Genomic DNA, 4,870 nt, shown 5'->3' with positions numbered 1-4,870 from the left:
AATCAATTTCTAATGCCTGCTCACCGATTTTTGCATGTAGTTTTTTTAGATCGATGGGTGGTTCTGTTGGAGCTTTTGATTGATCGAAAGCTTGCGAGGAAGCTGAAATCAGTTGATTTTTCCAGTCAATAATTTGGTTTTGATGAACATCAAATTCAGCACTCAATTCAGCAAGTGTTTTTTCTGCTTTAATCGCAGCAAGTGCTACCTTAGCTTTAAAGTCATTTGAATGATTTCTTCTTGGTCTACGTGTCATAAAATACTCCATATATTGATGTTTATAACATCATTTGGGGAGCAAAATATCACTTATAAGTGTTGTTCAAATTTCCTGATCCACCTCTGTGGCTCAACCTGCGAAAAGAAACGAGTTGCTACGTAAGTCCGAGAACATGCTTTCCATGGTCTCTGAGCTCGCCTTTGGGACCGACATATCGGTGGAGAGCACCCCGCTTCGTTCGTTCTCGCTCTTGTTCAACAGCTCGCGCGCCGACGACGCGATGACGGGATGAACGCCAGCCTCGCCGAGATGCGGCGTGTCCATCATGGCGCGCAAGGTCGCCTCGACCGGGCGGCGGGGATCGGACAGGAAATTGGCGACGCCCGCCAGCGTCTTGTCCTTCTCCGCATAGAGAACATGCAGGATCGCGCCGACCAGCAGGCTATGGCTGGTCTTTTCCCAATGATTACGCTTGTCGAGGCTGCCTTCGGGATCGACCAGAATATCCGCGATGTTCTGCACGTCGCGGACTTCCCACTCCCCCTGCCGCACCTCCAGCAACGGATTGTAGGCCGACGATCTGGCGTTCGTGGGATCGAACAGCAGGACGCGGCCGTGCTTCGCGCGAAAGCCGGCCGTCAGCGTCCAGTTCTCGCCCTTGATGTCGTGGACGATGCAGCTTCCCGGCCATGTCAGCAGCGTCGGCACCACCAGCCCGACGCCCTTACCGCTGCGGGTCGGCGCGAAGCATAAGACATGCTCGGGACCGTCATGGCGCAGATAGTCTTGCGTATGCCGGCCGAGCACTACGCCATCGGGGCCGAGCAATCCGGCCGCACGGATTTCCTTGTCTTCCGCCCATCGCGCCGATCCGTAGGTGGCGATGTTGCGGGCTTCCCGCGCTCGAATGATCGACATGAGGATGGCGGCGGCGATGGCGATGAAGCCGCCCGATACCGCGATGATGCCGCCCTCGACGAAGATAGCGGGCGCGTAGGCGTCGAAGGAAAACCACCACCAGAAGAAGGCCGGCGGATAATAGACCGGCAGGCCCGCCAGATCGAACCATGGCGCTCCAAGCTGGGGCTGGAAGCCGAGGCGAAAGGCAACCCATTGCGTCGCCGCCCACGTCATCACCAGAACGATGGTGATGACTACGGCGATCTGACCCCAAAGGATTCGGCCTCCGCGCAATGCAGGCTCCAGTCGGCAAAAGAGACGGAGCCGATCAGAGAGTAGGCAAAATCGGGACGGGCAACAGGAAAGAGGATGCCGGAGGGCTGCCGGATACTATCGGCGGCAAATAGGATGGATCGCCTGTGCCGTTATCGTGCCGGTCGAGTGCCATCCAGGAAACGATTGGGCGAATCGCCGTCACGCTTCATTTTGCCTGCGAGGTTGAGTAGATTTTTCAGTGCGGAGTTGCGATTGAACGGCGACCAGACGGCTGTAAAGGCAACCGGCTCCGGTTCATCGAGGAAGGGCAGGAAGACGATGCCGGTCGTCGGCAACAATGACGTTGCCTCGCCGACGATAGTGATGCCGAAGCCTTGTCCGACCATAGATAGCAGCGTGTCGCGCCCCACATCAAAGCGCCGGATCGACGGTGCGGGCCAACGCCCGGCAAGGCGCAGCACGATATGGTCATGGACCTGCGGGCCGGTGCCACCATAGCGAACAATGAAAGTCTCGCCGACCAGATCGGACCAAGTGATTGCGGACTGCCCGGCGAGGCGATGCCCATCCGATAGCACGGCCACCAGCGGTTCGGTCCAGATCGGTCGGGTATGGCAGTCGGGCATCTCGGGCTTGCCCGCGACGAACACCACGTCGAGCTGGTCAGCACGAAGCTGCATCACCGCATCGCGGGCTGTGCCTTCGGTGATCTCAACCTCAATGCCCGTATGTTCTTCCCGATAATGACGGATCAGCTCCGTGAGAAAGCTGCGTGGGATTAAGGCATGGATGCCGATGCGAAGCCGGCCGTATTCTCCTTGAGCTGTCATGCCTGCGGTCTTCACTGCGTGATCGAGTTGATCGACACCCGCCGTGACACGCTCCATGAAGTGCCTGCCTGCGTCTGTTAGCCGAACGCCCCGCGCATGGCGCTCAAATAGCAGGACACCAAGGTTATCCTCCAGCGCTTTCACACGCGCGCTGACGCTCGACTGGCTGATACCAAGTGCCTTGGCCGCATGCCGAAAATTCAGATGCTCGGCGACGGCGATGAACTGAACAAGGGAAATGAGCGGTATCCTGCCAGACAGGATACCGACATTCACGAGGTTTCGATGGTTAGTGCGCCGCATCGGAGCGGGCCTGCTACCAGTCGTCGGTTAGACGACTGGCGACTTCTCGGTGGCAGCCCCACGGAGCCGAAGGAGCACCAGCCCCAACGAAACCAGTACCGCCATCGCCGTGGCGTAACAGATCACGGGCCACGCTGTGTCACCGTTTAAAAGTGCCACCGCCAATGTCCCGACAATGCTGACTATCAGGCTTTGAACGCAGAAGTAGAACGCGACCGCTGATCCCGCGATGTCGTCGAACTCTGCCAAAGCGCCGTTCGCGGTAACGGACACCGTGAAGACAATACCGACCGCGACAACCCACATCGGTAGGATGAAGGTGAGGAATGACGGCGAGCCGTAAAGTTCGCCGATCCCCAACAGGACCGCTCCGCAAACAAGCAACGCCATCCCACGCGCCACGCATCCTGCGATGCCCCATCTGGCGACAAAGGACTTCGCGAAACGGGTTGTCACGATCATTACAAGCGCGACAGTGGCGAAGGCAAAGCTGAATCCGATCTCGGAATATTCCGCTTGGCCTATGAGCACACGGGGAGCCGTCGAGAAGAAGACGAAGAAGGTGCCCATACCGGCGCTAAAGCCGACAGTGTAAACCCAAAAAGCCGGACTCGCGAAGATCGGCAAGACAGATCGGCGCGTCTTGACTTGATCCAGAGGGCGGGTTTCGTGCCACCTGAAACCCGCATTTAGGAGTGCGAGCATCGCCAGTATAGCCAAAGTAATGAATATCGCCTGCCATCCCAAGAACTCGCCGATCAATGCTCCGGCGATAGGGCCGAGCGCAGGCACGAACGCCAGCATCGAACTGAAAAGGCCGTAGATGACGACACCCTCAGGACGGTTGGCATAAACGTCGCGAACCGTCGCGAACGTCGCCACCAGCATGGCCGACGCGCCCACTGCTTGAAGTAGACGGAAAGCGACAAAGGCCGGTGCAGTTGAAGACCAAGCTGCTCCCAGAGACGCAATGACGAAAGCCGTTGCGCCCGGCGATTAAGTTAATAAACATATTAAATCATTAATTAGTTTTTGTAGTTTAGAGAGTTTATTTCTTAGGGTTTCTATTCCTCAATTATTCCGTATCCTTCTGGTGCAGGAATCCCATGTTCCGAAGAACGACTGACTGATTCCCACTCTTTCCATGTAAATATACGTTTTTCTGCATTTTCAACAGCTAAATCATATACAAGGCTTCCCAGAACTAATCGGAGAGGCGGATTCTCACTATTAACCAGTTTCATTATAGCTTCGGCGGCTAACTTAGGATCACTATCCACCGATTCGTTTGAATATTGTTGGGCCAACTTTTCACGTAATGAATCATACTCTTTTTTCTGTGTAGTAAAACTCATTTTTAAGTATAGATTCGTCCAGTAACCTCCAGGTTCTACGATAGATACTTTTATACCAAAATGTGCAGCTTCTTGTGCTAAAGCCTCGCTAAATCCTTCTAAAGCAAATTTACTAGCGCTATAGATTCCCGACATTGGACCACTAATCAGTCCACCAATACTAGATATCTGGATAATATGACCTGATTCTTGTGCCCGCAAGTACGGCATAACAGCTTGACTTACCCATACTGTACCGAAGAAATTAGTTTCCATTTGGCTTCTAACTTCATCTTCACTAAATTCTTCAATCATTCCCATTACCATATTCCCTGCATTGTTAATGACAATATCGAGTCTTCCAAAATGTTTAATGGCAGTTTCCACTGTAGTCGAAACAGCACTTCTATCAGTAACATCAAGACTTAAAGGAAGTAACATTCCTTCAAACTGGCATTTTAACTCATTCAGTTTTTCAATATTTCTAGCAACACCAACAACCTTCTCTCCTGACTCCAATGCTTTTTTTGTGAATTCGTATCCTAGTCCACTGCTTGCACCTGTAATAAACCACACACGTGTATTTTCATTGTTATTAAATGTCATAAATAATCTCCTCCATTAATCATGTAATATTGGTATCATTCAATACCAATTTAAAACAAACAAAATAAAGAGCACAGGCAATCTGCCTATGCTCTAAATATAGAAATATAAAATTTCAACAGGATTAATCCGATTGTTGGTATCACAAATAAGCCATCAAATTCATTGATGTACCCTTTTCTACGAAGTGTCATGGGAGATCTCCCTTTAAAATAAAAAAGAGGAAGATTCCTCTCCCCCTTTTTACTATAACCGTATAATAAAGGTTTCCTATACGTATAGGAAGAATAAACGCCCTTTTCACCCAAGTCCAACAGCTTTGGACCGCAGTTGACTCTTTCGACACCCCTGCGATGCAACCCAATCCGGCTGACGGGGAGCCAGCAACGCTGAAAATTTAC

General features: G+C 52.2%; 4 protein-coding genes and 3 pseudogenes. All 7 read right to left on the bottom strand.

The genetic code is table 11. From position 1 onward, the window contains the following. The coding region (locus tag FTT83_RS15455; RefSeq protein ID WP_161412291.1) for a transposase at nt 1-268 on the bottom strand (268 nt) is incomplete at its 3' end. A 159-nt stretch (nt 269-427) separates the two neighbouring features. Next, nucleotides 428-1,414, bottom strand: a pseudogene (locus FTT83_RS15450) (type IV secretory system conjugative DNA transfer family protein); the annotation flags it as partial. A 131-nt stretch (nt 1,415-1,545) separates the two neighbouring features. Next, nucleotides 1,546-2,226, bottom strand: a complete 681-nt coding sequence (locus FTT83_RS15445) for a LysR family substrate-binding domain-containing protein (RefSeq protein ID WP_109354582.1) — start codon at nt 2,224-2,226, stop codon at nt 1,546-1,548. Nucleotides 2,227-2,229: 3 nt separating this feature from the next. Continuing rightward, nucleotides 2,230-2,529 (bottom strand): annotated as a pseudogene (locus FTT83_RS16270) (LysR family transcriptional regulator); the annotation flags it as partial. 27 nt (nt 2,530-2,556) lie between these two features. Further along, a pseudogene (gene floR, locus FTT83_RS15440) lies at nt 2,557-3,519 on the bottom strand (chloramphenicol/florfenicol efflux MFS transporter FloR); the annotation flags it as partial. Nucleotides 3,520-3,593: 74 nt separating this feature from the next. After that, nucleotides 3,594-4,469 (bottom strand): SDR family oxidoreductase, encoded by an 876-nt coding sequence (locus tag FTT83_RS15435; protein WP_078081115.1) that lies wholly within the window; start codon nt 4,467-4,469, stop codon nt 3,594-3,596. An 86-nt stretch (nt 4,470-4,555) separates the two neighbouring features. Continuing rightward, nucleotides 4,556-4,870 (bottom strand): hypothetical protein (locus FTT83_RS15980; protein ID WP_218944809.1); only part of this gene is annotated, 315 nt, incomplete at its 5' end.

Origin of the sequence: Acinetobacter sp. YH01018, assembly GCF_013420295.1 — a bacterium.
GTDB lineage: Bacteria > Pseudomonadota > Gammaproteobacteria > Pseudomonadales > Moraxellaceae > Acinetobacter.
This window is presented reverse-complemented; position numbering and strand designations above follow the sequence as displayed.

Excerpts from the sequence above, each read along its gene's own strand:
- FTT83_RS15445 (WP_109354582.1), bottom strand. The coding sequence starts at position 2,226 with ATGACAGCTCAAGGAGAATACGGCCGGCTTCGCATCGGCATCCATGCC.
- FTT83_RS15435 (WP_078081115.1), bottom strand. The coding sequence starts at position 4,469 with ATGACATTTAATAACAATGAAAATACACGTGTGTGGTTTATTACAGGT.